This window comes from Roseburia sp. AM51-8, from assembly GCF_003478275.1.
Taxonomy (GTDB): Bacteria; Bacillota; Clostridia; order Lachnospirales; family Lachnospiraceae; genus Pararoseburia; species Pararoseburia lenta.
Window position 1 is genome coordinate 22482 of record NZ_QUEY01000001.1, and the last position, 26081, is coordinate 48562.

Annotated in this window: 28 protein-coding genes and 6 tRNA genes; 31 read left to right on the forward strand and 3 right to left on the reverse strand. The window is 46.7% G+C overall.

Annotation, left to right across the window (positions count from 1 at the left end):
- Nucleotides 1-23 precede the first annotated feature (23 nt).
- Entirely contained in the window at nt 24-929 is a 906-nt protein-coding gene (locus DW996_RS00165) for an HD domain-containing protein (RefSeq protein ID WP_243098621.1), read from the forward strand.
- On the opposite strand, the gene DW996_RS00170 is transcribed toward DW996_RS00165, so the two are convergent.
- Nucleotides 924-2060, reverse strand: coding sequence for a DUF4422 domain-containing protein (locus DW996_RS00170; protein WP_118534501.1), 1137 nt, complete (start codon nt 2058-2060; stop codon nt 924-926). The two genes, DW996_RS00165 and DW996_RS00170, sit on opposite strands and share 6 nt — an antisense overlap.
- Nucleotides 2061-2222: 162 nt before the next feature.
- Between DW996_RS00170 and DW996_RS00175 the strand changes: the two genes are divergently transcribed.
- The 15 genes from DW996_RS00175 to DW996_RS00245 all read left to right on the forward strand — a co-directional run bounded on the left by DW996_RS00175 (nt 2223) and on the right by DW996_RS00245 (nt 13158).
- A complete protein-coding gene (locus DW996_RS00175; RefSeq protein WP_118534502.1) occupies nt 2223-2555 on the forward strand; it encodes a hypothetical protein in 333 nt (110 codons plus the stop codon).
- Nucleotides 2556-2905: 350 nt separating this feature from the next.
- Nucleotides 2906-4060: a THUMP domain-containing class I SAM-dependent RNA methyltransferase gene (locus DW996_RS00180; protein ID WP_118534503.1), complete on the forward strand. Its 1155-nt coding sequence runs from the start codon at nt 2906-2908 to the stop codon at nt 4058-4060.
- Nucleotides 4057-5739: a lectin like domain-containing protein gene (locus DW996_RS00185; RefSeq protein WP_118534504.1), complete on the forward strand. Its 1683-nt coding sequence runs from the start codon at nt 4057-4059 to the stop codon at nt 5737-5739. Before DW996_RS00180 ends, DW996_RS00185 begins: the two co-directional genes overlap by 4 nt.
- 20 nt (nt 5740-5759) lie before the next feature.
- On the forward strand, nt 5760-6821 hold the full coding sequence (locus tag DW996_RS00190; protein ID WP_118280737.1) for an N-acetylmuramoyl-L-alanine amidase: 1062 nt from the start codon (nt 5760-5762) through the stop codon (nt 6819-6821).
- A gap of 4 nt (nt 6822-6825) precedes the next feature.
- Nucleotides 6826-7431, forward strand: coding sequence for an XTP/dITP diphosphatase (locus DW996_RS00195; RefSeq protein ID WP_118534505.1), 606 nt, complete (start codon nt 6826-6828; stop codon nt 7429-7431).
- A complete protein-coding gene (locus DW996_RS00200; RefSeq protein ID WP_118280739.1) occupies nt 7412-7888 on the forward strand; it encodes a metallophosphoesterase family protein in 477 nt (158 codons plus the stop codon). Before DW996_RS00195 ends, DW996_RS00200 begins: the two co-directional genes overlap by 20 nt.
- A gap of 163 nt (nt 7889-8051) precedes the next feature.
- A tRNA-Pro gene (locus DW996_RS00205) sits at nt 8052-8126 on the forward strand.
- A gap of 7 nt (nt 8127-8133) precedes the next feature.
- Nucleotides 8134-8204, forward strand: a tRNA-Gly gene (locus DW996_RS00210).
- An 11-nt stretch (nt 8205-8215) separates the two neighbouring features.
- Nucleotides 8216-8289, forward strand: a tRNA-Arg gene (locus DW996_RS00215).
- A gap of 80 nt (nt 8290-8369) precedes the next feature.
- Nucleotides 8370-8443 (forward strand) — tRNA-His (locus DW996_RS00220).
- Nucleotides 8444-8474: 31 nt separating this feature from the next.
- Nucleotides 8475-8546 (forward strand) — tRNA-Gln (locus DW996_RS00225).
- A 16-nt stretch (nt 8547-8562) separates the two neighbouring features.
- A tRNA-Lys gene (locus tag DW996_RS00230) sits at nt 8563-8635 on the forward strand.
- Nucleotides 8636-8857: 222 nt separating this feature from the next.
- The gene (locus DW996_RS00235) at nt 8858-10699 is read left to right on the forward strand and encodes an NAD(P)-binding protein (RefSeq protein WP_118534506.1); all 1842 of its coding nucleotides are present in this window, start codon (nt 8858-8860) and stop codon (nt 10697-10699) included.
- Nucleotides 10693-12414, forward strand: coding sequence for an NADH-dependent [FeFe] hydrogenase, group A6 (locus tag DW996_RS00240; RefSeq protein ID WP_118534507.1), 1722 nt, complete (start codon nt 10693-10695; stop codon nt 12412-12414). Before DW996_RS00235 ends, DW996_RS00240 begins: the two co-directional genes overlap by 7 nt.
- A gap of 126 nt (nt 12415-12540) precedes the next feature.
- Nucleotides 12541-13158, forward strand: coding sequence for a hypothetical protein (locus tag DW996_RS00245; RefSeq protein WP_118534508.1), 618 nt, complete (start codon nt 12541-12543; stop codon nt 13156-13158).
- Nucleotides 13159-13212: 54 nt separating this feature from the next.
- Here the strand turns inward: DW996_RS00245 and DW996_RS00250 are convergent, their stop codons facing one another.
- Nucleotides 13213-13455, reverse strand: coding sequence for a hypothetical protein (locus DW996_RS00250; RefSeq protein ID WP_118534509.1), 243 nt, complete (start codon nt 13453-13455; stop codon nt 13213-13215).
- A 200-nt stretch (nt 13456-13655) separates the two neighbouring features.
- Between DW996_RS00250 and DW996_RS00255 the strand changes: the two genes are divergently transcribed.
- Genes DW996_RS00255 through DW996_RS00270 form a run of 4 tightly spaced genes read left to right on the forward strand, consistent with a single transcriptional unit; the run spans nt 13656 to nt 17966 of the window.
- Nucleotides 13656-14207 carry an ECF-type riboflavin transporter substrate-binding protein gene (locus DW996_RS00255; RefSeq protein WP_118280744.1) on the forward strand — a complete coding sequence of 184 codons (552 nt, stop codon included), beginning with the start codon at nt 13656-13658 and terminating at the stop codon, nt 14205-14207.
- 21 nt (nt 14208-14228) lie between these two features.
- Complete coding sequence (locus tag DW996_RS00260; RefSeq protein ID WP_118534510.1) at nt 14229-15929, forward strand: ABC transporter ATP-binding protein; 1701 nt, start codon at nt 14229-14231, stop codon at nt 15927-15929.
- The gene (locus DW996_RS00265; RefSeq protein ID WP_118534511.1) at nt 15929-16756 is read left to right on the forward strand and encodes an energy-coupling factor transporter transmembrane component T family protein; all 828 of its coding nucleotides are present in this window, start codon (nt 15929-15931) and stop codon (nt 16754-16756) included. Before DW996_RS00260 ends, DW996_RS00265 begins: the two co-directional genes overlap by 1 nt.
- A gap of 19 nt (nt 16757-16775) precedes the next feature.
- Nucleotides 16776-17966 carry a hypothetical protein gene (locus tag DW996_RS00270; protein ID WP_118534512.1) on the forward strand — a complete coding sequence of 397 codons (1191 nt, stop codon included), beginning with the start codon at nt 16776-16778 and terminating at the stop codon, nt 17964-17966.
- Nucleotides 17967-18038: 72 nt separating this feature from the next.
- Here DW996_RS00270 and DW996_RS00275 read toward each other — a convergent pair whose 3' ends face one another.
- Nucleotides 18039-18560, reverse strand: coding sequence for a peptidylprolyl isomerase (locus DW996_RS00275; protein ID WP_118280748.1), 522 nt, complete (start codon nt 18558-18560; stop codon nt 18039-18041).
- 283 nt (nt 18561-18843) lie between these two features.
- On the opposite strand from DW996_RS00275, the gene DW996_RS12925 reads away from it, so the two are divergent.
- The 11 genes from DW996_RS12925 (at nt 18844) to DW996_RS00320 (ending at nt 26062) form a co-directional block, all read left to right on the forward strand.
- Entirely contained in the window at nt 18844-19008 is a 165-nt protein-coding gene (locus DW996_RS12925) for a hypothetical protein (protein ID WP_158573010.1), read from the forward strand.
- Nucleotides 19009-19018: 10 nt separating this feature from the next.
- Nucleotides 19019-20056, forward strand: a complete 1038-nt coding sequence (locus DW996_RS00280) for an ATPase, T2SS/T4P/T4SS family (protein ID WP_158575117.1) — start codon at nt 19019-19021, stop codon at nt 20054-20056.
- A complete protein-coding gene (locus DW996_RS00285; protein ID WP_118534514.1) occupies nt 20031-21368 on the forward strand; it encodes a hypothetical protein in 1338 nt (445 codons plus the stop codon). Before DW996_RS00280 ends, DW996_RS00285 begins: the two co-directional genes overlap by 26 nt.
- Before the next feature lie 15 nt (nt 21369-21383).
- A complete protein-coding gene (locus DW996_RS00290; protein ID WP_118534515.1) occupies nt 21384-21719 on the forward strand; it encodes a hypothetical protein in 336 nt (111 codons plus the stop codon).
- Between the two features lie 133 nt (nt 21720-21852).
- Complete coding sequence (locus tag DW996_RS12930; protein ID WP_158573012.1) at nt 21853-21993, forward strand: hypothetical protein; 141 nt, start codon at nt 21853-21855, stop codon at nt 21991-21993.
- A gap of 9 nt (nt 21994-22002) precedes the next feature.
- Complete coding sequence (locus tag DW996_RS00295) at nt 22003-22497, forward strand: hypothetical protein (protein ID WP_118534516.1); 495 nt, start codon at nt 22003-22005, stop codon at nt 22495-22497.
- Nucleotides 22494-22937: a hypothetical protein gene (locus DW996_RS00300; protein WP_118534517.1), complete on the forward strand. Its 444-nt coding sequence runs from the start codon at nt 22494-22496 to the stop codon at nt 22935-22937. The genes DW996_RS00295 and DW996_RS00300 overlap by 4 nt, the downstream gene beginning before the upstream one ends.
- Nucleotides 22904-23086, forward strand: coding sequence for a hypothetical protein (locus DW996_RS00305; RefSeq protein WP_118534518.1), 183 nt, complete (start codon nt 22904-22906; stop codon nt 23084-23086). Before DW996_RS00300 ends, DW996_RS00305 begins: the two co-directional genes overlap by 34 nt.
- A gap of 29 nt (nt 23087-23115) precedes the next feature.
- Nucleotides 23116-23781 (forward strand): hypothetical protein, encoded by a 666-nt coding sequence (locus DW996_RS00310; RefSeq protein WP_118534519.1) that lies wholly within the window; start codon nt 23116-23118, stop codon nt 23779-23781.
- Nucleotides 23782-23858: 77 nt separating this feature from the next.
- On the forward strand, nt 23859-25490 hold the full coding sequence (locus tag DW996_RS00315; protein WP_118534520.1) for a hypothetical protein: 1632 nt from the start codon (nt 23859-23861) through the stop codon (nt 25488-25490).
- Nucleotides 25415-26062, forward strand: coding sequence for a hypothetical protein (locus DW996_RS00320; protein ID WP_147403500.1), 648 nt, complete (start codon nt 25415-25417; stop codon nt 26060-26062). The genes DW996_RS00315 and DW996_RS00320 overlap by 76 nt, the downstream gene beginning before the upstream one ends.
- Nucleotides 26063-26081 lie beyond the last annotated feature (19 nt).

Here is a 26081-nt window from a genome sequence, read left to right on the forward strand (position 1 = left end):
TGCGAAAAAAGAAAGGCGATACCATGGAAAAAAATTCAAATCTGCATTATGTTTTGACGAGCCATGTGGCAGATCGGGGGAGTGACGGACAGTATTATTGCCGTGCCTTGCAGACTGTCATGGTGGGGGCGTATTGTTATTGTACTTCCTGTCCGCTTTTTGGCGGATTTTCTCAGTTCGGCAATATGGAGGAGGAACCGGAGTGCTGGTACTATGACATGGAGGAGATGCAAGAGGAAAAACGTCTGCCGGAAGAACAGGAGATGCGGACGGCGGGCTTGATCTTAGCGGGGATCACGGGGGAGTTCCCGGACTATCTGCCCCAGGATGAGACAGCCAGACCCTTTTCTGTTATAGAGCGGGCAATCCAGTATGCAGCCGAGGCACATAAGGGCGCCGTGCGTAAGGGCAGTCTGGTGCCCTACATCGCACATCCTATGGAGACCATGATGCTGGTGGCATCCATGACAAATGACAATGAAGTGATCGCGGCGGCGGCACTGCACGATGTCGTGGAGGATACACCGATCACGATCGAGGAGATCGAGGCAGAATTTGGACAGAAGATCGCTTTTTATGTGGCACATGAATCGGAGAATAAGCGCGAGGACAGACCCAAGAGTGAGACCTGGAAGATCCGCAAGCAGGAGCAGTTGGAAAAGACAAAGGATGCCAGCCGATCGGTCAAATGTATCATGCTGGCGGACAAGTTATCCAATATGCGGGCGAGTCTGCGTGATTTTAAACGGGATGGGCGCGCTATCTGGCAGAAGTTTAATATGAAAGACGAAAAAGAACAGTACTGGTATTATCACGCGGTCGCAGATGTGGTAAAAGATCTGGCAGACACGCCCTGCTATCAGGAATACATCAGTATTTTAGATATTGTCTTTCATGATCTGGATGAGGAAATGACAAGGGATCTATAGGCAGGGAATGGTGCAGTCGAGTTTTTGACTCAGATATTTGCAGCAGTCTTTACGGTGGGCATCATCCGGGCAGTAGAGGCGGAGGCTGATGGCGATGGCATTCGGGCTAAAGGTCTTTAAGAAGTCCCTATCAGTTTTTGTCATGGTTGGAAACTGTCCTTTGCTAAAAGATAATTCAGTGGAAATATGATTCAACTTTGTAAACGCAGTCAAAAGAGCATCCTCCGGCTGATGCAGGTCTAATTGGATCTTTTGGCAGGATGCCAGTTCAAATTCACAGGTAGAAATGATCTGCAGGCAAAGATGCAGGCGACCGTCGATATCCGAGGCTTCCATGAGGATATCCGGTCGCTTTTCTTTTACGGATAAGAAATAGGCTTTGGCACCGGCAATGTCCTCTTTCCTAAAATAGGTAAAGAGTTTCTGGGCAGTCTCTTTGGTTTCTTTTTTTTCGCCGATCAGACCGACTTTACATTCTTTGACGCGTAGGTGACGATACTCGCACCAGACCATAAGGAGAAACTCGGAGATAAAACCATAGAGTCTCTTGTGGTAATCATCATAGGTATCCAGGGCAAGCAGTGGATGCATGGCTTCAAAAATCGGAAAGAGAAAGGCACAGTATTCATCAAAGAGAGGCTTGGAGCAGATCATCATATTGCCAAAATAAGTATGGTTTTCCTGCAAGCGTTTGGCATAGAGAGGATAAAAGTCAGGGTAGAGTTTGGCAATGACCTGACCGGCTACCGCAAGATCCTCCGGTGTGTGATTTTCTCCAAAACCATAAGCATAAGAAAAATTCAGGGTCAGGCATTTGGAGGTTATCATGTCATAATCTTTGAGGAGTGGAGCCAGTTGTGCCCGGGTAAAAATACTGCCGGCATCATTTAAAAGATAACGCCGATAATGGCAGACACCGACATAATCCAGATCTTTTACATTTTTCCAGACCCAGTAAAGACCGGTCAGTTCGCTATAATAGCAGTTCTTAGCAGAAATATTATCCCCGGTATCATCGGCAAGATAACCCAGATCTTCATGCGTGGCATGTCCGACCTGCAGGGGAACATAGAGCGGGTCCGGCGGGGTATCAAAGATCTTGTGGGTCATGGCAAAAATTTGGATCTTCATCAAAAACTACCTCTTTAAAAATGAAACTTTACTAAAGACTACTATAGTACAGGAAGAACAAAAAGAAAAGCAAACGAATACTTGCTTTATGGAAAAATTTTGTTATAATTATAGATGGATTTGTTTGTTGAACCGCATTACCACTATAAATAGGAGAGCATTATGGCATTATCCATTGGTCGCATGGGAGCGACAACATCATATTCACAGATCCGTCCGCAGTCTTATGCACTTTCCAATGAGTCACAGACTTCGGCGGCATATGAAGCATCCAAGACACAGAGTCTGCAGGGGATCGGAGCCGTTGATCCGGTACAGTATCCGAATGCACAGACCGGCGGAAAGAGCCTGGCAGGCATATCTTCTGCGCAGGAGGTAGAGCAGGCTTACAATGCGATCGCATCCGCCTTTGAGGGTGTGACGACTTTTTATGGACAGGATAGCGTGGGATCTTCTTATGGTATGCTGGGATCACAGATTGATGTTTATGCATAGATGAGCAAATAGAATAGAGACAGGGATAGGACGATCCGCTATGCGTGGATCGTCTTTTTTACGGAAACTGATGATTACAAAACGGTTTCCTTGACGCTGTCGACAAAAGATGATAAAAAATAAAAAAGACCGATAAATCGGTCTTTTTTGAGGGGAGTATAAATAATTAATAAGGGGTGTAAAAGGAAACTTCCTCTTACATGGCTAATTATATAACGTCCTTTTTCGGATTGCAATAAAAAAATAATAAAATTTTTATAAACTTTTCTATAGGGATATTCATTGACACATTTTTTTACAAAAGATAATATGTAATTATCTATGATTATGGCTAGAGAAAGGTTTGTTTTATGGAGACAATACAACTGGTGGCACCTTGTCATTTTGGCATGGAGGCAGTTTTAAAAAGAGAGATCTACGATCTCGGATATGATATTACAAAGGTGGAGGATGGCAGAGTGACCTTTGAAGGGGATCTGGAGACCATTTGCAGGAGTAATATCTTTCTGCGCACCGCAGAGCGCGTCATGGTACAGATCGGCAGATTTCGTGCCACGACCTTTGATGAATTATATGAAAACATGAAGGCTTTGCCATGGGAAGACTGGATTCCACAGGATGGAAAGTTCTGGGTCAAAAAGGCTTCTTCTGTAAAAAGCAAACTTTTCAGTGCATCGGATATCCAGTCCATTTGCAAAAAGGCAATGGTAGACCGTTTGAAGATGACCTATCATACGGATTGGTTCAAAGAGGACGGCGCTTCTTTTCCGGTGCGAATCTTCTTATTAAAAGATGAAGTAACGGTGGCACTGGATACGACCGGCGATCCTTTGCACAAGAGGGGCTACCGGACATGGACAAGCAAGGCACCGATCTCTGAGACACTGGCCGCGGCTCTTATCATGCTGACCCCGTGGCGGGCAGACCGCATCCTGGTAGATCCTTTTTGCGGCAGTGGCACTTTTTTGATCGAGGCAGCCATGATGGCGGCAAATATAGCACCGGGCATGAACCGGTCCTTTACGGCAGAAGCATGGACACATTTGATACCAAAGCAGATGTGGTATGATGTGGTAGAAGAAGCCGAGGAGATGGTAGATACGGATATTTCCTGTGATTTGCAGGGCTACGATATTGACCCGGATATGATCCGTATTGCGAGAGCCAATGCCAAGCAGGCAGGCGTAGATCATCTGATCCATTTTCAGCAACGTGATGTGGCAGACTTAAAGCACAGCAAAAAATACGGCTTTATCATTACCAATCCGCCGTATGGAGAACGCCTGGAGGACAAGAAGGATCTTCCGGCACTCTATACGACGATCGGACAGGTCTATCGTGATTTGGATGCATGGTCAATGTATCTGATTACATCCTATGAGGAGGCAGAGCGTTATATCGGACGCAAGGCGGACAAAAACCGCAAGTTATACAATGGAATGATCCGGACCTATTTCTATCAGTTTATGGGTCCGAAACCACTGAAGAAGAAGGATAGGGTATGAGATATTCCAAGAGATATATAGTACTTACGGTCATACTTCTAGTGACCTTTCTGGCAAAACTCAATACTTGGAATGATGAATATGCGGATGTGACAGCCTTTCGTGGCGCCAAGTTGCAGGACGAGGTCTTTTATCCGCTCAAGGCGCGCAGCATCAATGAGGAGGGCAATCTGCACTTGACGGTGGGCGAGGACACTTACGGTGTGGCTGACGGTATCATCATGGGTGACCATATGCAGGTCATGGCATCGCTTTCCTTTGTGGAGGACTTTTTTGGATGCAGTGCCTCTCTTTATGAGGACAAAAAGATCCTCTTAGATTATGGTGACCGCTCTTATACCTTTTATATCAACAGTCTGGATGCCAAGCGGGATGACAAGGCGATCACTTTGGATGTCATGCCGGAGTTGCATGAGAAGCAGGCATATCTTTCTTTGCAGGATCTGTGCCGTGAGTTTGGCTGTACCTATAGTTATGATGAGACCAATTATCAGGCGACGATCTCGGGTGATCTGCAAAAAGGAAGCCTTCCGGCATCCTATGATCTGCGGGAGAAAGATCGTGTGTCCGCTGTGCGCAACCAGGGCGACACTTCGACCTGCTGGGCGCAGGCAGCACTTTCTGCCTTGGAATCCTCTCTTTTGCCGGAAGAAAAGTTTTCCTTTGATGCAGACTCTATGACCTCGGACAATGCTTATCAGGTAGATACGTCTCTGGGCGGCAACTATACCATGGCGGTATCTTATCTGGTATCCTGGATGGGACCGGAGCAGACAGGGGAAAAGACCGTGGATAAACATGTGCAGGAAGTCCATTTTTACGATAGTGATGACATCGACGATATCAAATGGGCGGTCTATCAGCATGGCGGTGTATCGACATCCATTTATGCCAGCCTATCCACGACAAATTTAAGTAAGTCTTCCTATTATAATAGAAAAAAGAATGCCTACTGCTATACCGGGGCGGAAAAGCCAAATCATGATGTTGTGATCATTGGCTGGGACGACCATTACAGTGCGTCCAATTTCCCGGGAAAAGTGGCGGGGGACGGAGCCTTTATCTGTCAGAACAGTTGGGGCGCGACCTTTGGCGAAAATGGTGTGTTTTATGTTTCCTATTATGATACCAATATCGGCGATCAGGCGGTCTCATATGCTGGTATAGAGGATGCGGACAATTACGATACCATTTATCAGTCAGATCTGTGTGGCTGGGTCGGACAGGTCGGTTACAATAAGGCCAAGATCCATGCTGCCAACATTTATGAGGCAAAAGAAGATGAACAGATCGAAAGTGCAGGCTTTTATGCACTGGGCAAGAATACGTCATATCAGTTATATATGGTTACAGATTATCGCAACACGGCATCCCTTGCCAGCCGCGTGGAAGTGGCGCGGGGCGAATTGGAAGATGCGGGGTATTACACCATTCCTTTTGACAGACCTTATAGCGTAAAAGAGGGAGATAAATTTGCCATTGTTGTGGTATTATCCACACCCGGTATGGATCATCCTATGGCGATCGAATATCCGGCAGATGCTCTGAGCCAGCATGCAGATATTTCGGATGGCGAGGGCTACATCAGTAACAACGGGCTGGATTGGGAAAGTGTCGAGGAGACCGCCGGCGGCAATCTTTGTCTCAAAGCCTATGGAAAGAAAGTGGAAGAAGACTAGACGATGGGAAAGATGATAGGATGAAGTTAGAAAAAAAAGTCGTGGGTCTGGTCGCGACCATATTGCTTGTATTAAGCGTAGCAGTCTGTGGTATTTTCCTGGGCATCCCGGATCTGCATGTGTGGGCGCAGCAGAAGCAGTTGCAATATGCCACACAGGTGGAAAAAGGCGAGTCGGTCTTATCCCTGATGCAGGCGGAGACCGCCGTTTTAAAAGAGGGGCAGCAGGACATCGAGATGCAGGGACAGTTGCGTCTGGAGATCCCGGAGGAAGTAAAGACCGCAGATGTTAGTATCGAGCAGAATTATGTGGATCAAGAGGTGCGGATCTATATACCGGAGATCAGCCAGTCCTATTTTTATGATTATCCCATGATTGGCAGCAGCGACCATATTGACGACATCAAATATGATGTGGAAAATAAAAAGGGGCTGATCGATATCCTTTTGGATAATGTCTATATTACGGATGTGACCTGGCAGGACCATTATCTTTATATGGATTTTGTGGCACCCAGAGATCGCTATGATAAGATCGTGGTCATTGATGCCGGGCATGGTGGCAGTGATCCGGGAGCAGAAGTTCTGGGAACCGATGAAAAAGACATTGATCTGGCGATCGCAAAAAAGATCCTGCCGTATTTTAAAGATCAGGACAAGATAGGTATTTTCTATACGCGAACCGATGACAGCAGCCTGTCACTGGAAAAAAGAGTAGGGCTTGCTAATACTTTGCAGGCAGATCTTTTCCTGAGCATCCACAACAATACGACGGCGAGCGGCAGGATGTCCGGGATCAATGGTACCGAGGTCATGTATCATGCAGCAGATGAAAGCGGGGCGTCCAAAGCCTTTGCCCAGACCTGTCTGGATCAACTTTTACAGACACTTGGTTCCGGGAGCAAGGGCGTTGTCGTGGGGGATGATATTTATATCATTCGGACGGCGCAGATGCCGGTAGCCTTGGTGGAGATCGGATTTATGACAAATCAGGAAGAACTGGATAAATTAAAGAGTGATGAATATCAGGAGGCAGCCGCAAAAGCACTTGCACAGGCTGTGCTCCAGACATTGGAGGAGTAAGACCATGAAAAAAATTATTTTTGCTACAGGCAATCAAAACAAAATGCGGGAGATCCATGAAATCTACGAAGATCTGGGCTATGAGATCCTTTCTATGAAAGAGGCAGGGATTTCTGTGGATATCGTGGAAGATGGAAAGACCTTTGAGGAAAATGCCCTGATCAAAGCCAGAGCCATCGCAGATCAGGTGGATGCCATCGTTCTTGCAGACGATTCCGGGCTGGAGATCGATTATCTGAACAAGGAACCGGGCATTTATTCTGCCAGATACATGGGCGAGGATACCTCATACGACATCAAGAATGCCAATCTGATCGAGCGACTGGACGGTGTGCCGAAGGAGAAACGTACGGCACGGTTTGTCTGTGCTGTGGCAGCGGTATTCCCGGATGGCAGCGAAAAGGTGGTAAGAGGCACGATTGAGGGATATATCGGTTGGGAGCCGGAGGGGGAGAATGGATTTGGCTATGATCCGATCTTTTATGTAGATGCCTATGGATGCAGTACGGCGGCTATGTCCCGCGAAGAAAAGAACGCGATCTCCCATCGTGGAAATGCATTGCGTAAGATGAAGGAAGAATTGATTAAATATGAGAATACTGGTTGTTAGTGATACACACAGAAAACATGATAATCTGGATATCGCCATAGAAAGGGTCATGCCGGACCGCATTTATCATCTGGGCGATGGCGAAGGATGCGAGGACTATATCGAGGCGGTAGCGGAATGTCCGCTGGAGATCGTGCGCGGCAACTGCGACTTTGGAAGTGATCTGCCGGCAGAAGTGGTGATGCAGGTAGGACGTCATGTAGTCATGCTGACACACGGACATTATTATAATGTAAATTATGGAACGCAGATGCTTGTGGAGGCTGCCAAGGAAAAAGGTGCGGACATTGTATTCTACGGGCATACGCATGTGCCGGAAGTGACGTATGAGGAGGATATGACCATCATCAATCCGGGAAGTATCTCTTATCCGAGACAGGACGGCAGAAGACCCTCCTATGTGGTCGTGGATGTAGACCCACAGGGAGACCTGCATTTTAATCTGATCTATATGTGATCTTTGCAAAAAATAAGATGACGAAAGATGGGAAATCCGCCTGTGGCAAGGGCTGGCAGGGCTTGGAAAAAGAAAATAAAAAAAGTGAAAAAAGTTGTTGACATTTATCTGACTCTGCCATATAATATTACTTGCGTCACGGAGAGACGACGCGGTAATACATCGGGGTGTGGCTCAGTTTGGCTAGAGCACCTGGTTTGGGACCAGGGGGTCGCAGGTTCGAATCCTGTCACCCCGACTTGTATGCGGGTGTAGTTCAATGGTAGAACATCAGCCTTCCAAGCTGAATACGTGGGTTCGATTCCCATCACCCGCTCTTTTATTTATGTGTTCGTAGCTCAGTTGGATAGAGCAACGGCCTTCTAAGCCGTGGGTCGGGGGTTCGAATCCCTTCGAGCACATTTGATGTTACTATTTCTTGTCATTATGCAGGAGGTAGTAATATTTTTAAGTAAGACCTTGTCTTACTCATCTCAATATGGTGGGTATAGCGCAGTTGGTTAGCGCGCCAGATTGTGGCTCTGGAGGCCAAGGGTTCGAATCCCTTTATCCACCTTTGTTGCGATAGAGCAACATTATGAAGTTGTTGGCTATCGCCAAGCGGTAAGGCACTGGATTTTGATTCCAGCATTCGCAGGTTCGAATCCTGCTAGCCCAGCTATCTTTTATAACATGGGATACTAGCTCAGTTGGTAGAGCACCTGACTTTTAATCAGGTTGTCGGGGGTTCGAATCCCCCGTGTCTCATTTCTTGAAAACATTAAAAAACCGTTGCAAAACCTTGTAAAATCAAGGCTTGCAGCGGTTTTTTGTCATATTCTTTTTCTCAAAAACAACGTGAAAAAATTATCAATTCTTGCTATCGTTTTTCCCCACCTGTATAATAAAAATTACATAAGTATGAAAGGTCTTTTTAGAATAAAGGGGTAGTTCTGAAAAGGCGAAGAAAAAGTAAAGGGGGATTTTACATTGAGTAGATTAACGGTTATGACAGATGATCGTGCATCGTCTACGACCTTGACACTTGCCAAGGAATTTAAGCAGCGAATCATCGCCAGCCCACCGGGAGTTTGTCTGGTGGAGATGCAGCTTGCCATGTTAAAAGTATGCCATGCGCAGAGTTGCGGAAAGTGTGTGCCATGCCGGGACGGCTTGGGAAAATTGGAGGATCTGTTGGAGGATGTCCTGAACAATCGGGCGACAGAGAATACACTGGCTCTGATCGAAAAGACAGCAAAGAATATCGAGTTGTCAGCAGACTGTGCAATCGGATTTGAGGCGGCACGTATGGTGCTTGTGGGCTTGGACGGCTTGCAGGAGGACTACATTTCGCATGTAAAGCATCACAGATGCAGCGGTAGTTTTGAACAGCCGATCCCATGTATCGACCAGTGCCCGGCACATGTAGACATTCCGGGCTATATCGCTCTTACCGGAGCGGGCAGATATGAGGATGCTGTGCGTCTGATCCGAAAGGATAATCCGTTTCCGGTGGCGTGTGCATTGATCTGTGAGCATCCTTGCGAGCAGAGATGCCGTAGAAACATGCTGGATTCTTCTGTCAATATTCGCGGACTCAAACGGTCTGCCGTAGATTTTGCAGATCAGGATTCCATTCCGGTACCGCCAAAGGCAGAGCCTACAGGGAAGCGCATCGCCATCATCGGTGGCGGACCAAGTGGACTTACGACAGCTTATTTCCTGCAACTGATGGGACATCAGACTGTGGTATTTGAGGAGAAACCGGCACTTGGAGGAATGCTTCGCTATGGTATTCCAAATTATCGTTTCCCGAGAAAACGTCTGGCGCAGGATATTGATTACATATTAAAGACCGGTGTGGAAGTGCGCCTAAATACACAGATCGGACGTGATATTTCAATGGAAGATCTGGAAAAGGAATACGATGCCGTTTATATTTCCATCGGTGCACAGACTGACAAGAATTTTGACATTGAAGGAGCAGACAGCCTGAACGTTATCTCAGCAGTCAATCTGCTGCGCGACGTGGGACTGGAAAAGCGCTTAGACTTTAGCGGACTAAAGGTAGCCGTTATCGGTGGTGGAAATGTTGCCATGGACTGTGCGAGAACAGCTATTCGTGCCAATGCGGAAAAGGTAAGCATCATTTACAGACGTCAGGAAAAAGACATGACAGCATCACCGGTAGAGGTGCGTGGAGCCATTGAGGAAGGGGTGGAATTATTTACCCTGCAGGCACCGCTTCGCGTGGAAGCAGATGAAGAAGGCAAGGCAGTGGCACTCTGGACGCAGCCGCAGATCAGTGGACTTTATGACCGCAATGGAAGACCAAAGTCCAATAAGGCGGACAAGGATCCAATCCGCATGCCGGCAGATATCATTCTGGTTGCCATCGGACAGGATATCGAGAGTGAGCAGTTTGAAGAACAGGGCATTTCGACCAAATGGAACCGTATCATCACGGATGAGGGCGGTAAGACAACAGGAAATCCTGGCGTATTTTCCGGTGGAGACTGCGTATCCGGACCGGCAACCGTGATCAAGGCGATTGCAGCAGGCAAGGTCGTGGCTGCCAATATTGATGAATATCTGGGATATCATCACGAGATCACCGTAGATGTGGATATCCCATCTCCTCTTATGAATGACAAGTTGCCAAGTGGACGTATCCATTTGACAGAAAGAGAAGCGTGTGAACGCAAGAACGATTTTGACGGCATTGAGAATGCTATGAGCCGTGAAGAAACGATTCAGGAAGCAGCCAGATGTCTGCGCTGCGATCACTATGGATGTGGAGTACTGAGAGGAGGTAGGGAATTAAGATGGTAAATGCCAAGATTAACGGAATAGAAATTCAGGTAGAAAAAGGCACGACGATTTTGGATGCCGCCAGAGAAAAAGGCATTCGCATCCCTACGCTCTGCTATTTAAAAGAGATCAATGAGATCGGCGCATGCCGTGTTTGCTTAGTGGAGATCGGTGGGAAAAAGAATCTTGTTGCTGCATGTAATAATGTGGTGGAAGAGGGTATGGAAATCTTTACCAACAGTCCCAAGGTGCAGTCTGCAAGACGTACCAACGTGGAATTGATCTTATCACAGCATGATTTTCGCTGTGCCACCTGTGTAAGAGGCAATGATTGTAATCTGCAGAGACTTGCCAGAGAGTTGAATATTATTGAAATCCCATACAAGATCGAGATCGAGAACCAGCCATGGGATCATTCTTTCCCGATCATCCGTGATTCTGCGAAATGTATCAAATGTATGCGCTGTGTGCAGGTCTGCGACAAGATCCAGACCATGGGCGTGTGGGACATTATCAATACAGGCAAACGTACCAGTGTAAGCACGGTAGATATGCAAAATATCGAAGATATGGATTGCGCCCTTTGTGGACAATGCATCACACATTGCCCGACCGGTGCACTTCGTGAACGAAATGATACGGTTAAGGTCATGGATGCCATTATGGATCCGGATCAGATCGTGATCGCCCAGATCGCTCCGGCAGTTCGTGCCGCATGGGGCGAGGGCTTTGGACTTTCTACAGAGCAGGCGACAGTAGGGAAAATGGTGTCTGCCGCAAGACAGATTGGATTTGATTATATTTTTGATACGGATTTTTCTGCGGATCTGACAATTATGGAAGAAGGACATGAGTTGTTGGAGCGTCTTTCACATGAAAAAGATGCAAAAATGCCAATGTTTACGTCCTGCTGTCCGGGCTGGGTACGCTTTATGAAATCGCAGTTCCCGGATTATGTAGACAATTTATCTACAGCAAAATCGCCACAGCAGATGTTTGGAGCCATTGCAAAGACTTATTATGCAGATATCTTGGGTGTGACACCGGACAAGATCACCTGTGTTTCCATCATGCCTTGTACTGCCAAAAAGTATGAATGTGCAGTGCCACAGGTCAATGACAGTGGAGCAGATCGGGATGTCGATGTTTCGCTTACAACGCGAGAGTTTATCCGTATGCTTCGTGCAGCCCAGGTCAATATCGATACCTTGGAAGAAGATGCTTTTGACGAACCGCTTGGTATTGGTACCGGAGCGGGTGTGATTTTTGGTGCGACCGGTGGAGTCATGGAGGCAGCACTTCGTAGTGCATACTATTTTGTGACCGGAAAGAATCCGGGGGCAGATGATTTTTCTATTGTACGTGGAGAAGATGGCATTCGGGAAGTGACCGTGGATATTGCCGGTACGCCGGTGCATGCAGCCGTAGTCAGTGGACTGGGAAATGCCAGAAATCTGATGGAGCGCGTCAGCAGAGGCGAGGTCTCTTATGATTTCGTAGAAGTGATGGCCTGTCCGGGCGGATGTGCCGGAGGCGGTGGACAACCGATCCATGATGGCTTGGAATTGGCATGTCAGCGTGGACAGAAGTTGTATGCGCTGGATAAGGGAAGCCAGTTGCGCTTTTCACATGAAAATCCGGCGATCGTCCAGGCTTATGATAAATTCTTAGATCGGCCACTGTCGCATAAGTCGCATGAACTTTTGCACACCAGACAGGCGGAATGGGATTTATAAGAAGATACACGCATTGTGTCATTTATGAAAAAGTTTCTTGCAATTTCTGATAGGGGATAGTACAATCAGTAGCATATCAACGGATATTATTTACCAAGGGGAATTTGTAGGAAAGGGGGCAGAGTTATGACAAATGAAGAATTGCTGGTAGCCATGACTAGGGTCATGTCAGATATGCTGGATGAGAAGTTAGACAAAAAGTTGGATGAAAAACTGGATCAGAAACTAGATGAAAAGTTGAATCCGATCAAGGCTGATATCTCAGGATTAAAGCAGGATGTATCAGGGCTAAAGCAGGATGTATCAGGGCTAAAGCAGGATGTATCAGGGCTAAAGCGGGATGTATCAGAACTAAAGCAGGATGTATCAGGGCTAAAGCGGGATGTATCTAACTTAAAGTCAGATATGGCAGAGCAAAAGGCAGAGACACAAAGTTTGAAGTCAGAGATGCAAGGACTCAAGACAGAGACACAAAGTTTGAAATCAGAGATGCAAGGACTCAAGACGGAAACACAAGGCTTAAAGGAGCGTATGACAAATGTCGAGATACTTCTTGAAAATTATGTTGTGCCGAGTCTGAAAGATCTGTGCAAGGTTGTCAATACGGAGTACAGAAGGTATGAAATATCCATCGAGAGTCATGAGCAGATGAAAACAGATACAGATGTTTTGAAGTCGGTTGTATCCGATCATTCGGAGCGCGTTAGTCACATAACGCAATCTACATCTTGTCGTATTAATTGAGCAAAAGAAGAGAGCGTGGGGATTGAAATCTCCCTACGCTCTTTTTGAAATACCTTACATCAAGATATCATATTCTTTTAACAATTCTTCCTGATATATTGGATCTTGAACACTGCGCGTCAAATCTTCCAGACGATTATCGGCTATCAAAGACTGGTTCAGACGATTGATGATATCCTGCCCCATTTCCTGTCCAAGTCGCTTACCGCGTTCTTCCCCTAAGGCGATTCCGTCCTGATAGGACTCTGCTTTTTCCATTTTGATATGTTTTTCCTGATCGTATTCAAATAAGCACACGCGTAACACCTCCGCTCGATTCTTTCGCAGAAAATCCAAACTGCCAAAATCCTATCAAAATACTATGGAAACACAGCAAAATCTTGCAAAATGCCAAAAATCCTACGGATTTGCGGCATTTTTTGTGTAAAAGGACATTGAGAAAAATGTCAAGATAACATATAATAAGGCAGTATTATACAAACAAGGAGGAAAATTCAATGAAAAAGTTTGGTATTAAAGAAGTCGTTGCGACCGGTATCGGAACAGCACTCTTTATCGTGCTTACAGAGGTGCAGATTCCATTGGGAATTATTCCTAACACTTCATTACAGCCAAGAGCAGCAGTCCTTGCATTTTTAGCAGCAGTATTTGGACCAGTTGTTGGTGGCATTGTAGGTATTCTTGGTCATGCACTTGGCGATGCTATGTTTTATGGTAGTATCTGGTGGAGCTGGGTTATTCCAGAAGCTGTGATTGGTATCGGCGTAGGCCTTTTCGCTAAGAAGTATCAGATCAAAGAAGGCGGATTTGATCGTAAAGCAATTGTACTTTTTAATATAGTACAGATTGTAACAAATGCGGTTGCATGGATTCTCGTTGCTCCGGTACTAGACATTGTCATCTATTCAGAGCCTACCAATAAGGTATTTGCACAGGGTGCATGTGCATTTGTAGCAAATATTATTATTACAGCAATTCTTGGAACTCTGCTTGGCATGGGTTATACTAAGATTGGTGCAAAGTCATCAAGCCTTACAAAAGAAGACTAATTATTAAAAGGAAATGTGATTGTGGAACCTATTATCGAGTTTAAAAATTATTCGTTTAAGTACAATTCACAGGTAGAACCAACTCTCCGGGATATTGACCTTAGCGTCTATCCCGGAGAAAAAATTCTTATTATAGGGCCATCCGGGTCAGGCAAATCAACACTTGCCAACTGCATCAACGGATTGGTTCCTTTTTCATATGCAGGAGAGAGTACCGGTGAGTTATATATTGGAGGAAAGGAACCGAAAGACCTGGGCATTTTTGGACTATCCAAGATGGTCGGCACTGTTTTACAGGACACAGATGGACAGTTTATCGGATTGACGGTAGCGGAAGATATCGCCTTTGTATTGGAAAACGACTGTATGGAAGAAGAAAAGATGCACAGACGTGTGGATGCGATTGCCGATATGGTGGATGTGAAAAATCTTTTGCACCATGCACCGGGAGCATTGTCAGGTGGACAGAAGCAACGTGTGTCTATGGCAGGCGTCATGATCGATGACGTGGATATTCTGCTTTTTGATGAGCCACTTGCCAATTTGGATCCGGCAACAGGAAAACGCGCGATCGCATTGATCGATTCCATCCAAAAAGAACAGAATAAGACCATCCTTATCATTGAGCACCGTTTGGAAGATGCTTTATATAAGGATGTAGACCGTATTGTGGTCGTGGGTGATGGCAGGATTGTTGCGAATATGACACCGGATCAACTTTTATCTTGTGATATACTGATGAAAGAGGGCATCCGTGAACCGCTTTATGTGACGGCATTGAAGCATGCAGGCTGCACGATTTCCGAAAAAGATCGTCCGGCACATGTGGAGACCATGGATTTTTCTGCCTACAAAGGACAGGTACAGGAATGGTTTGCCAGTGCCCAGACACCGGCAAAGGGAAAAAATAGCCAGGTGGCTCTTGCCGTAGAGCATTTGGATTTTTCCTATGATGCCAAGCACCCGATCTTACAGGATATTGATTTTTCGGTAAATAAAGGCGAAATGATCAGCATTGTTGGAAAAAATGGTGCCGGAAAGACGACTCTTTCCAGCCTGATCTGTGGCTTTTTGCAGCCGGATAAGGGCAGGATCCTCTTGGATGGTCAGGATATCGCACCGCTTTCCATCAAGGAGCGTGGCGAAAAGATCGGTATTGTCATGCAAAATCCAAATCAGATGATCTCCAAGGCAATGATCTATGATGAGGTGGCTTTGGGTCTTGCCGTGCGCGGTGTCTCGGAAGATGAGATCAAGGAAAGAGTCTATGAAACACTCAAGATCTGCGGTCTTTATCCTTTCCGAAACTGGCCGATCTCAGCCCTGAGTTTCGGACAAAAGAAGCGTGTGACTATTGCTTCTATTTTAGTCATGAACCCACAGATCATGATCTTAGATGAGCCGACAGCCGGACAGGATTACCGTCACTATACGGAGATCATGGAATTCTTAAAACGGGTAAACGAAGAATTTGGTACCACCATCATTATGATCACGCATGATATGCATTTGATGCTGGAATATACGGATCGTGCCATTGTGATCGCGGACGGACAGATGATCGCGGACGACACACCGGCAAATATCCTGACGAATGGGCAGATCGCAGATCGGGCATACTTAAAGCAGACTTCACTTTATGAGATGGCAGAAAAATGCGGTATCCCGTCACCGTCTGCGTTTGTTGAATGCTTTATCAACTACGAAAGGACGGTGAGATAATGGCAAAATTATTTTCTTATGAAGAAAAAGGAACATGGATGGAAGATCTGTGTGGCGTTACCAAACTGATCTTCTTTCTGGCATGGACCATCACCTGTATGTTGACCTATGATACCAGGGTACTTGCCATTATGCTTGCGACCAGTTTAATCTTGTTTAAACTATCCAAGACCAGTTGGGAACAGGTTGGTTCCGTTTTTAAGGTGATATTGGTATTTATGATCATCAACATTCTGGCTATTTTTATCTTTGCACCGGGACAGGGAACAAAGATCTATGGCACAGAGCACATCCTTTACAGTCTGGGCGGCCGCTGGGTGGTAACCCAGGAGCAGTTGTTCTATGAACTCAATGTTGTGCTCAAGTATTTTACGATCGTGCCGGCGGTATTTATGTTCATCATCACGACCAATCCATCCGAACTTGCGGCATCATTGAATAAACTTGGCGTAAGTTATAATATCGGTTATGCGATGGCGATCGCGCTCCGCTATATCCCGGATGTGCAGGATGATTTCCACAAAATCAAAAATGCACAGGAAGCGCGCGGAATCGAGATGTCCGGCAAGGCAAAACTGATGGATCGAATCAAAAATGTGTCAGCCATCATTTTCCCATTGATCTTTACCAGTATGGATCGGATCGACACGGTCAGCAATGCCATGGAGTTGCGTGGTTATGGAAAAAATAAAAAGCGTACCTGGTATATGGGGCGCAAACTTGCAAAAGCAGACTATGCGGTCATGATCGTAACTCTAGTCGTTATGGTCATAGCACTTGTGGTTACATATCATGATGGAAGCAGATTTTATAATCCATTTATTTAAGACAAGGTAGGGAAGGCCTATGAAAAAAAGAGGCAAGATCATATTAGGGATTTTGGCAGCACTTATCGTGGTCGCCGGTGGGGCATTTTATACTTGGGCGCAGCAACCAAGTTCCCGCTTACTTTTATCCTCCATTTATTTTATGGAGGTCACACTGAAAAATCCGGGCTATCTTTTGCATGATATTGATATTATGGAGATGTGCCGTGACTATGGCAATGGAGATACCGAACTGACCGGTAAAGTAGGACTTTCCGGTATGCAGCAGGTAAAATCTTCCATCTATTTTGATGTGGATGCCAAGCGGTCTTTTGCACAAAAGCGCATTTCTTCCAAGATGGATATGGATCTTTTGTGGGTCGATATGGGCGAGTTGGATTTTTATGCAGAGGATCAGACGGTCTACATGGAAGCCCCGCTTTTGGGGGATGATATTGGCTATGCCTTCCCGACGGGGCAGGATCTCTTTTTGAAAATGCCGGATCTGACTTCTGATATCGATAAAACATGGTTCAAGGATCATATGCAGGATATTGCAGACCTGACCAAGCAGATCTCCATCGATCAGACGGGTAAGACCATCGAAGATGAAGATGGCACGGTCAGTGAGGAGTTTGTGATCACCATTCCGCAGGGATGTGGACAGTTTATCTGGGATCTTTTAGGAATTGATGCCCCGGATTATGATGTGGTCTGCTCCATGTATCTGACCAAGCACAACCATTTGCGCAGGCTTTCTGTGGATATGTCGGATGTCTTAGATGGTGCATCCATGGTCGTTGATGGCGAGGATGTCGGCACTGCCTATATGTATTATGAACTGCCGGACGATGAGCGCGTAGAAATGAAGATGGTGCGCAATCCCGACTATTCTCATTGGATCGATGCGGAAATGACCTACTATGCCAATACCGGCAAACAGTACAAGATGACATCCCATATCACATGGCAGGAGGCAGAGGATGGATTTAGCCTGAAGGCTACGGATATGGTCATGACCTGTGACGGAGATACGATGGCAAAAGGATATTTTAAAGGGCAGATGAGGAAGGTGACCGAAGGACTGCCGGATCTTTTCGACGATCAGGCGGACTACATTCATAATCTGGAAGCCCTTGACTGGAAAGAGGTACGAGACGATACCGAAGGCTTTGTCAATGATGTATTAGGCAAAACATCTTTCTCGGTATTTATGGATGATGACAAATAAAAAATGACAATAAAAAAGACAGATGCTCTGGTGCAAGATAAGCGCCCAGGCATCTGTCTTTTTATTAGCCTATTAGCATTTTTCCGGTTCCGGATAATCTACGCCGAAAGTCTCGACGGTCACTTTTTTCATTTTCTGTTCCTCTAAAGGACGATCAGAGTAATCGGTTGCGGTCTCAGCAATCTTGTTGACTACATCCATGCCCTCGATGATCTGACCAAAGGCCGCGTACTCGCCGTCCAAGTGTGGGCTGGTCTGGTGCATGATAAAGAACTGGCTGCCAGCGGAATCTGGGACCATGGTGCGTGCCATGGAAAGGACACCCGGTGTATGCTTGAGGTCATTCTGGAAACCATTGTGAGAAAATTCTCCGGCAATGGAATAGCCAGGACCGCCGGTACCTGTGCCGGTTGGATCGCCGCCCTGCAGCATAAAGCCGCGGATCACACGATGGAAGATAATACCATCATAGTAGCCCTTGTTTACCAAGGAGATAAAGTTGTTGACTGTGTTTGGTGCAACATCAGGATATAATTCTGCTTTCATGATGTCGCCATTTTCCATTTCTATGGTTACGATAGGATTCTGTGCCATATGAAATACCTCTTCTTTCTAAAAAATTGTCGCTGCCGATAGCAACAACGAAATATGCAATATATTATAGGTCATATGAGGGATGGAGTAAAGAAAAAATAATATTGGTTTTTGTCAGACTTTTGAAATAATTCAAAAAGGTCTTGCCAAAAGGAAAAAGACTTGTTAATATCAATCTCACCATCTTATGAGATGGCATCTTTTTTCGACGGCGTATCGCCGGCTTATTCCGATTTGGGTATGCTTTATGTCCTTTTATGCAAAAATGAAAGGATGAGAGAATATGCAGGATATTATTAAAGAATATGGACCAGCTATGATCACCGTGGTTGTGATCGGAGCAATGTTGATCTTGGTTTCGACACTGATCGGTAAGGATCAAAACAGTATTGTCGGTGGGGCTTTTTCCCAGTTACTGACGTATTTCTTCACGAAGAATGCGCTGTAAGGGGGACGACATGAGTGAACGGATGATCGCATTGGGTAAAAGTGGTGATTTTTTCGGACCGCTTTATCCCTATATTATCGATGATGATGTGACGGATGTGGATTACAACGGCAGAGAGGTCTGGATCACGGACAGCGATAATTGTCGTCATGTATGCAAAGATCTGATCTTAAGTCAGGATTTCGTGGACCAGTTTACCGGGCGCGTGGCAAATGGTGTGAGCAAGGCATTCAACCGGCAAAATCCGGTCTTGGAGGCAGAGACGGCAAGTCTGCGCATTACCATTGTGCATGAGTCTGTGTGTCTGACCGGGCGCAGCATCTGCATCCGCAAGTCCCTGCCCTATGTGCGGCTGCATGCCAGACAGATGATCGCAGAAGGCTATTGCAAAGAGGAGGTTTTAGACCTGCTTTTGTCCTGTGTGGCAGACCATAAAAATATTGTAGTGGTAGGCGAACCGGGAGCGGGCAAAACGGAACTCTGTAAATTTTTATCCGGTTATATCCCGGAGGATGAGCGTGTGATCACGATCGAGGATACGACGGAATGGCATTATCCCAGTATGCATCCAGACCATGATTGTCTGGAACTGCGGATCAACCGGCAGATGGACTACACGCAGGCGATTAAGACCTGTCTGCGCCTGAATCCTAAGTGGATCATGCTCTCGGAGACTAGGTCTAAGGAAGTGGTCTATCTGATGGAGTGTCTGAGTACGGGGGTACACGGCATGACGACTCTGCACACGTCGGATGTGAGAAAGATACCGGATCGTATGTTAAATATGGCGGGAAATGAGCGGGATGCCGGACGCATGGAAAATGATATTTATTCCTTTATTGATGTTGGAATTCTGGTGCGCAGGCGCGGCTGGGAAGATAGCATGGAGCGTTATCAGATCAGCAGATATATCGATCAGGTCTGCTTTTTTTCCAGAGAAGATGGAAAAAATCAGGTGCAGATCGTGGTAGAAGATGGAAAAGTGATTTCCGATGCATGGGGAGAGAGGAAGGGAACGTATTATGAAGCGAAAGTTGCTATGGGATGAATTGTATCAATATGGCTATGTTTTTTCCTGGAAGAAAAGTCTGGGGATGTATGGTGTTGTGGTGGCATTTGCCCTTTTGCTGGGGCGGTATTTTCATCTGGATGGGATCTATCTTGTCCTTTTGTGTGGCTGGTGTGCCTTTCTGTTTCCCTTTTTTCTGCGCAATCTCTATCGCAACCGCTATGGGCAGTTGCAGTTTGTGGAAGCAAACACCTATATGGAGCAGTTTTTGTACTCTTTTCAAAAATCGGGCAAGGTGCTGGTGACCTTAAAGGATGTAGAAAAACTTTTGGCAAAGGGCAGGATGCATACCTGTATCAGGGATGCGATCACCTATATTGAAAAGACCTATGGGGAAAATCAGGTGGAGGCGAAGGCGCTGTCGCGTATCGAGCAGGAATATCCCCTGCAGCAGATGGCAACCATGCACCGTTTTGCCTTGCAGGTAGAACAAAATGGGGGAGAATATGGGGATGCTATCTTACTGATGCTGGATGCCAGGCGCATGTGGGCAGACCGGGAATATGAACTTTTAAAGGAGAAAAAGAGAAAGCGGACGCAGATCTTGGTCTCGGTCGTCGTATCTTTGCTTTTGTGTTCTGCCTTTGTCTATGTGGCAAACGGCATTTCTATGACAATCTCCGATTATGCCCTGGTTAAGGTCACAACCCTTGCCACGCTTTTGATCGATCTGTGGATCTTTTATGTGGCGGATAAGAAACTGGCAAGTGGCAGTATGGAAAAGACCTGCGATGAGAAAGACTTACTCCGCCAGTATGAAAAAGTAAAGCGGTGTGATGCGGCAGGCAAAAGAGAATTGGGCTATGGCATTGCAAAAAGAAAGGTGACCCGTGCCCTGCAAAAGGTCTTTCCGCAGTGGCTCTTAGAAGTGTCTTTGCTCCTGCAGAGTGAAAATGTGCAGGTGGCGATCATGGAATCCTATGAGGAAGCACCCCTGCTCTTAAAGCCGGAACTGCGCCAACTGATACAGGATCTGCAGCAGAAACCGACAGACATGGAGCCCTATCTGGCATTTTTGCAGACCTATGCCCTGCCGGAAGTACAGTCCTCCATGAAGATGCTTTATTCTTTGTCGGAGGGCACCGGGGGCAATGCGTCCAGCCAGATCAGTGATATTATCCGTAGAAATCAACTGCTTTTCGATCAGGCACAGAAGATGAAAAACGAGGATGCCTTAGGTGGGCTCTACGCCTTATTTTTAGCACCGCAGTTGACCGGGGGAGCCAAGATGTTAGTGGATATGGTCATGCTCTTTTATGTCATGATGGCAAGCAGTATCTTGCAGATGTAGGAAAGGGGAAAGTTTATGGAAGTCATTATAAAATCATTTATCGGGGTTTTCTGTCTCATGCTTTTGACGGTTACGGGAATCGGCATTACGGCGACATCGGTATCAGCGCGAAATGCAAATGCCTTTCTGACTGCCAGTGCCGAAAGGATCGAGGCAGCACATTTTGCAGAGGATGTGATCGAAGCCTGTCAGGCAGATGCAAGAGAAATGGACTATGACCTTAGTGTAGAAGTTTATCGACCGGGGGGAAGTAAGCAGGCAGCCTATGGAAGTATGACGCTGACCTATGACTATGGGATTTCCTTTTTTGATCTGGAAAATACCAGAAGGATTGCGGTGGATTTATGGTAAAGGGGGAAATATATGCAGGAAATTATGCGGGATTATGGGATGGCGTTTTTTTACAGTGTCATCGGCGGCAGTATTTGTGGCGTCTTTCTTTTGGCAATACAGGCATTTTGTATGTAAGGAGAGGAGAAGTGGGATGAAAGAGATTATGGATACTTATGGGGAAATGTTGCTAGCGGTCGTTACGACCGTCATGTTGGGGATCTTGTTCTGGCAAGAGATAAAAAGTCCTTTTGGCATGGGGTTGGCGCTGGCATTAGAGCAGATGTTTGGATAAGGGGAGAATATGACAGAAATTATAAGAAACTATGGTAGGACTATGCTTGCCATGGTGGTAGCAGGGGCTTTGCTGACCTTATTCTTTTTCCTGTCTTTTGCAGGAGAAAAGGGGCTGCCTCGGACACTGGGAAAGCAGATGAAAGAGAAGATGGGACAGGAGACATATGGGATGACAACTTCCGATCAAGCCATCCGAAGGGCAAAAGAAGATCCGGTCCCGACAGCAACCACGCAGACACTTTTGGTCGGGAAGTTCTATCAGGCAAAGGATATGATCTTAGCAAGGGATGCCAGGGGAGAGGAGGCGTCTTTTTCCATCCTTTGGATCGAGGATACCGACAGCAGGGAAGTGGTAAAAGCGCAGGAAGATGCGGCGGGAGAAGAAAACTATTGCTTTGAGCGTAGCGGCATCTATCGGGCAAAAGTCATGCTTTGGGATGCGCAGGGGGCAAGTCAGAATGGTTGGATCTATCTGCGTGTGGAAGAAGGAGAACAAGGATGAAATATATCGTGTATGGTATCGTTTCTGCGGCGATCTTGTTTCTTTCCGTGCTCATGTTTCTGACCGTCGAAGGAAGGACAGACCATGAAAAGACCTTGGAGGAGGCGGTCAGTCTGGCTTTGGATCAGACCATGCAGGAACAATGGATGCAGGCAGAAAGTATAAAGGATGACGAGGCATGGGCGGATGCTTTTTGCCGGATCTTAAAAGAGAAAATGCAGGGGCTTGGAATCAAAGGGGAGTGTAAGGTGGAGATCTACGGCGTGGATAGCAAAAATGGTCTGCTGTCCGTGGGGGTGACCGAGACCTACCGGCATCCCAATGGAACAGAGGGAACCTGTCAAGTGATAAAACTGCCCTGTGGGATCAGAAGATGGAAAAAGAAGATCATGAGGTGCGTTTTTATGTGGATGACAGACTGTGGCAGGCATACCGGGTAGAGGATGGAGCAGACTTTATCTTACCGCAGACCCCGGCGGTCGAGGGGCGAAAGTTTTTAGGCTGGTCAAGACAGGCAGATCAGTGGAGCGGGGAAGCATTTCCTGCGCAGGTAAAGGAAACACAGACCTATTATGCGTGTTTTGAGTAAATGAGATCATAGAAAAATGGGGAGGAACCATGAGAAGAAGATTGCGAGAAAAACAGGAAAAACGAAAACAGGGGAAAAGGATTTGTGCTATGTTTTTGCTGGTGCTTACGGTCATATCTGGCGGTGGAAATGTATTGCCGGTTCGGGCAGAGAGCACAGAGGTGGAATTGGTGGAGCACCAGGATACAGAAAAGTTGGCTTTCGATCGGGAAGAAGGGGCGATGTCTAAGACAAACATGGAAGGAATGGTGGCAGAAGCAGACGACCGACAGATAGGATATGACCTAGAGATGGAAGACACAGAAAGCGAGGTGGCATACACGGAAGAAGCGATGCAAACCGCAGAAAACGAGAAATCGCGCGCGGACATAGATTCGCAAGCCGCGACAGTAGAGGAAGGCACAGGCGCGGAGTTGCAAGACGGGATAAGTATGCCGGAACAGAGCATGTCGGTCACAAGTTATGGCGGTGGCTGGTTCTACGACTATTGGATGTGTTCTTCCTGGACGGATTTTGTCGTGGGCGCATGGTTAAATGGGGCGAAAAAATTTGTCCTCTTGGAGGATATTCCTATAACAGAACGCTGGCTGATCACAGACGGTGCCTGTTTTACCATCAACGGCAACGGACATCAGATGGTCAATTATCTGTCACAGCCGGGACCCATGATCACGGTGCAGAATGGTGCAACCTGATCACAGAGGGCAATCTGACACTCAATGGAAACAACCACAGAAATAATGGTGCAGCAGCGGAGGGTGGTTCTTCTGCCGTGGATTGTATCAATGCATCATGGTATGGCAGTGATACGACTATCTGCAATAACTGGAATTATGGCTATATCGGGGTAGACCATCTGGGCGGCGGCACCGGGTTTAATATCGTATCGGAAAATGGCTCGGGCTTCCCGGCAGTCGGCGTCTTTAACAACTGTCGGGCATATAACTGTGATGGTGCAGCATTTTTTGCAAGGAATACGGATGGCAGGGGAGCAACGCTGATCTGCAATAACTGCGTGGCTTATGACTCATCCTGGGGATTTATGGTCACGGATGGCGGAATGTATCTGACAGACTGTTCGGCGCAAGCACCACGCTATGACGGCAGTAAATGGCTCTATGGCGGTGCGGGCATTGCCTATATGGGGCAGGCGAGCGGCAGTGCCAAAGGATGCAGTATGCAGGGGGCAAATTGCGGGCTGTGGCTTAATGCTGCCAATCGCATTGAGATCCGCCAGTGTCAGATCAAAAACAGCCAGTCCGGCATTCTGGCTACGGCAAATGAGCCATGGTCCACCTATCTTTTGGATGCCTGCGAGATCTATGGCAATACACATGGGCTGATACATGGCTTTTTCAATCGTCCGACCGGAGAGATAGAAAAAAGCAGTCTGCACAATAATACGACTGCCATCTGCAACAGCGGAAATCTCTCTGTGACCGCCTGTGCCATCTATGATAATGGGACGGGGATCGACAATGTAGAAGGGGCATACTGCGCGCAAAAAGATGGCAGGATGGAGAGAAACAACTCGTATGATGTTTTGCAAAAAGGAGAATATCATCTATCCGGGGAAACCGCCATCTGCGGCAAGGGGATATGGCTGGCAAAAGACAGGAGCCTAAGACTGTCCGGTGCGCTATCCCAAAATCTTTCAAAGATCTCCCTGACGTTGGAAGAAGAATGCCCGGAGCCGGGGAGGCTTGTCCTTTCCTGCGATTATGATAAGACCCAGAATACGGCAGACCGGATGAAAGAAAAATTTACTCTGACCAATACGCATACAAAGACTTGGAATGCGGGGCAGGGGAAATACCGGTCTGCCATCCTTCGGGCGGGCACAGGATCTAATGCGTCTGTCGGACAGGTCATTGTATCTGAGACATATACGATTGCTTTTGAGGGAAATCTGGACAATCCCCATGTAACATTTTCCCTGCCGGAGCAAAAGCCCCTGTACTGGAAAGAGGCGCAGACCATAAGTGCACCTGCCTTAGCGGTCTTTTATGATGGAAGAGTCTTTACTTCTCTGGAGCAGACCGGGTGGAGGCAGACTGCCAAAACGACAGAGGAATTCTGGCAGATCGGACAGGATAAGGTGTTTTCCGCAGAAGCATGCACAAAGGACTATTGTTTTTATGCGAACTATGACGTGATAGCGGATGTTCTCATATGTGGAAACGGTCAGACTGCCGGGGAAGATTATAGGATCCGTGATTGTAAAAAGACGGTTTCTTTACCGGAGAATACCTTTGCGCGCATAGAAGAAAGTCTGGTATGGGATGAAAATTTTGCCGAGAAAGTATTGGAAAGAAAGACCTATGCCATATGGGCTGGGCAATGCGGGAGGATGCCATTTATAAGGATGCGGATGTGCTTGCTGTCGGCAGCCCGGCAGACTTGAATGCCTGGGGCATGCAGGCTTTGGAAAGTGGAACAGAAAAAGTAGATGTCGACGGCAGATTAGAGCCCTTGACCTTTTACAGTGTCTGGGACAGACCGCCGGAGATCTCTGCAAAAAACCGCTACTGGTCAAAAAATCAAGTCAAGGCAGGTGCGGTGACAAAACAGGAAGTCCTAAGAACAGCCGGAGTAAGTGATGCCGAGGATAGGGAAAATCTGGTACTGGATGTGGAACTGCCGGATGAAAAAACGCTGCTTTCTCTGGGGGAGAAAGGCTATGTGACGGCACGCTATAAGGCAGTGGATGGTGCAGGAAACATGACAGAGCGTCTGGTCAAGATGGGCATCACAGAAAGCGGTATTTATCAGGGACAGTATCGGGATGGCAATGCCATTGTACTGCGAAAGATCGACCAGACCTATTATAATAAGAAGACAGAAGAAGCAGGCGGGCTGATGGAGGAGTCGCTTTGGTATGTCGATCCTGCCTGTAAAGAGAAAATCTTACAGACTTTCACGGCACAGGAGGAGGAAGAGCCGGTTTTTTCTTATGAACTGTCTTTATCCGAGTGAAAATACGAGGAATATCCTT

What these genes read in the sequence shown, in the direction of transcription:
- DW996_RS00270 (WP_118534512.1), top strand. Translation starts at nt 16,776, where the DNA reads ATGAAAAAAAGAGGCAAGATCATATTAGGGATTTTGGCAGCACTTATC.
- DW996_RS00255 (WP_118280744.1), top strand. Translation starts at nt 13,656, where the DNA reads ATGAAAAAGTTTGGTATTAAAGAAGTCGTTGCGACCGGTATCGGAACA.
- DW996_RS00195 (WP_118534505.1), top strand. Translation starts at nt 6,826, where the DNA reads ATGAAAAAAATTATTTTTGCTACAGGCAATCAAAACAAAATGCGGGAG.
- DW996_RS00285 (WP_118534514.1), top strand. Translation starts at nt 20,031, where the DNA reads ATGAAGCGAAAGTTGCTATGGGATGAATTGTATCAATATGGCTATGTT.
- DW996_RS00320 (WP_147403500.1), top strand. Translation starts at nt 25,415, where the DNA reads ATGGGCTGGGCAATGCGGGAGGATGCCATTTATAAGGATGCGGATGTG.
- DW996_RS00165 (WP_243098621.1), top strand. Translation starts at nt 24, where the DNA reads ATGGAAAAAAATTCAAATCTGCATTATGTTTTGACGAGCCATGTGGCA.
- DW996_RS00265 (WP_118534511.1), top strand. Translation starts at nt 15,929, where the DNA reads ATGGCAAAATTATTTTCTTATGAAGAAAAAGGAACATGGATGGAAGAT.
- DW996_RS00310 (WP_118534519.1), top strand. Translation starts at nt 23,116, where the DNA reads ATGAGAAGAAGATTGCGAGAAAAACAGGAAAAACGAAAACAGGGGAAA.
- DW996_RS00190 (WP_118280737.1), top strand. Translation starts at nt 5,760, where the DNA reads ATGAAGTTAGAAAAAAAAGTCGTGGGTCTGGTCGCGACCATATTGCTT.
- DW996_RS00290 (WP_118534515.1), top strand. Translation starts at nt 21,384, where the DNA reads ATGGAAGTCATTATAAAATCATTTATCGGGGTTTTCTGTCTCATGCTT.
- DW996_RS00200 (WP_118280739.1), top strand. Translation starts at nt 7,412, where the DNA reads ATGAGAATACTGGTTGTTAGTGATACACACAGAAAACATGATAATCTG.
- DW996_RS00280 (WP_158575117.1), top strand. Translation starts at nt 19,019, where the DNA reads ATGAGTGAACGGATGATCGCATTGGGTAAAAGTGGTGATTTTTTCGGA.
- DW996_RS00245 (WP_118534508.1), top strand. Translation starts at nt 12,541, where the DNA reads ATGACAAATGAAGAATTGCTGGTAGCCATGACTAGGGTCATGTCAGAT.
- DW996_RS12930 (WP_158573012.1), top strand. Translation starts at nt 21,853, where the DNA reads ATGAAAGAGATTATGGATACTTATGGGGAAATGTTGCTAGCGGTCGTT.
- DW996_RS00275 (WP_118280748.1), bottom strand. Translation starts at nt 18,560, where the DNA reads ATGGCACAGAATCCTATCGTAACCATAGAAATGGAAAATGGCGACATC.
- DW996_RS00175 (WP_118534502.1), top strand. Translation starts at nt 2,223, where the DNA reads ATGGCATTATCCATTGGTCGCATGGGAGCGACAACATCATATTCACAG.
- DW996_RS00240 (WP_118534507.1), top strand. Translation starts at nt 10,693, where the DNA reads ATGGTAAATGCCAAGATTAACGGAATAGAAATTCAGGTAGAAAAAGGC.
- DW996_RS00300 (WP_118534517.1), top strand. Translation starts at nt 22,494, where the DNA reads ATGAAATATATCGTGTATGGTATCGTTTCTGCGGCGATCTTGTTTCTT.
- DW996_RS00170 (WP_118534501.1), bottom strand. Translation starts at nt 2,060, where the DNA reads ATGAAGATCCAAATTTTTGCCATGACCCACAAGATCTTTGATACCCCG.
- DW996_RS00295 (WP_118534516.1), top strand. Translation starts at nt 22,003, where the DNA reads ATGACAGAAATTATAAGAAACTATGGTAGGACTATGCTTGCCATGGTG.
- DW996_RS12925 (WP_158573010.1), top strand. Translation starts at nt 18,844, where the DNA reads ATGCAGGATATTATTAAAGAATATGGACCAGCTATGATCACCGTGGTT.
- DW996_RS00180 (WP_118534503.1), top strand. Translation starts at nt 2,906, where the DNA reads ATGGAGACAATACAACTGGTGGCACCTTGTCATTTTGGCATGGAGGCA.
- DW996_RS00185 (WP_118534504.1), top strand. Translation starts at nt 4,057, where the DNA reads ATGAGATATTCCAAGAGATATATAGTACTTACGGTCATACTTCTAGTG.